The following is a 1402-nucleotide window of genomic DNA, read 5'->3' as shown; positions in this document are numbered from 1 at the left end:
TCGCCGCCACGCTCACCCGCTCGATCGAGCGAGCGGAGGAACTCCTAGAGCCCTTGGCGCTCGATATCGCTGCTCTCGCCGGCGGGCCTATCGGTCAAGCTCTCGGCACGAGCGATTCCGATCAGCGGTGGGCGGCAGACCGGCCGTTCGTGATCGACACAAGCCAGATCCTGGCCACCGAACCACAACTCACCGCCGCGGTCACCGTGACCTGTTGGACTGCGGCGTTGTCGGCGATCTACCACCACAACCACTGCATCGCTGACCAGGTCTACGCCGTGATCTTCGATGAGATCTGGCGGGCCACCCGAGAGTTCCCCGCCCTCGCCAACCAAATCGGCGGACTCCTCCGCATGGACCGCAACGACGGCATCATCACCATCCTCGCCACCCACTCCTGGACCGACACCCAACAACCCGGCGGATCAAACATCCTCCACCGGTGCGCCGCGTTCGCCATCGGCGGACTCCAACACGAAGAACTCGACACCATCGCCACCGCCGGCCTCGGCCTCACCCCCGCCGAACTCAACGAAATCAGCGCCAACACCGCCACCAACGGCACCGGCCGATTCCTCATCAAAACCGGCCATTAATAATTTGCATACCGGGTACTAACACCCGCAAGGCATAAAACGTGTGAGCTGGTTTCTCCTGATTCACAATTGCCTTAGCAATTTCTTCCTGACGTTGAAGCTTTTGAGGGTCTCGCTCATTCAAGGTGATTGTCACCTGGAAGTAGTGAGCAGGTTGTTCAAATTCGTAGATTTTGACGTCTTCTTGAGTGTAAAGTTCTAGCATTTGCTTCACTCCCGCCTTAGTCCCCCGTTGGCGATAGAGAGGGACAATATTGCTGATAAATCGGCGTTTAGTCTCCTCAGTCCAATCATCTCGCAAACTTAACGCCACCCAACTGGCCAGCCAAGGTATAAACTCAGTTGGTGCTATCTCTGACTCTACTGGTAAATCAGGATGATTATAGGGATTGAAGTAAGTAGGGATACGGTCAATGTATTCTTCTAGAGCCAACTGTTCAGGATTTGGATCATCAGTATCCCTAGGTAAAAAACCACTCATTACCCGCTCCAATGCTAACAGGAACCGACCAACAAAAGGGTCTTCCTGAAAGTTAGCTGGTAGATAGTTTAGATAGCTACTGAAGTAGTTGGACATAAGTCAAGGGAATAGGGAATAGGGAATAGGGAATAGTGGGGAGATGGGGAGATGGGGAGATGGGGAGGTGGGGTGATGGGGTGATGGGGTGATGGGGAGATGGGGAGATGGGGAGATGGGGAGTTTGGTGTTATTGTTGCTAATCCCGATTCCCTGTTCCCTGTTCCCTGTTCCCTGTTCCTTACTCCCTACTCCCTAGCTAGTTAATTGCCATTGCTCCCCTATGTAT

At 54.1% G+C, this 1402-nt stretch carries 2 protein-coding genes; one reads left to right on the top strand and one right to left on the bottom strand.

From position 1 onward, the window contains the following. A partial coding sequence (locus tag F6K49_RS49210; RefSeq protein ID WP_293110033.1) for a hypothetical protein occupies positions 1 to 596 on the top strand: 596 nt, incomplete at its 5' end. Here the strand turns inward: F6K49_RS49210 and F6K49_RS49205 are convergent. Further along, on the bottom strand, positions 580 to 1173 hold the full coding sequence (locus F6K49_RS49205; RefSeq protein ID WP_293110031.1) for a phage tail protein I: 594 nt from the start codon (positions 1171 to 1173) through the stop codon (positions 580 to 582). The genes F6K49_RS49210 and F6K49_RS49205 overlap by 17 nt on opposite strands. Between the last annotated feature and the right edge of the window lie 229 nt (positions 1174 to 1402).

The sequence above is a fragment of the Moorena sp. SIO3I6 genome (assembly GCF_010672095.1).
The sequence above is the reverse complement of the archived record's forward strand: the minus strand, read 5'-3'. Positions and strand labels throughout refer to the sequence as shown.

Bases quoted from the DNA above. Each gene is read 5' to 3' on its own strand.
- F6K49_RS49205 (WP_293110031.1), bottom strand. From the start codon at position 1,173: ATGTCCAACTACTTCAGTAGCTATCTAAACTATCTACCAGCTAACTTT.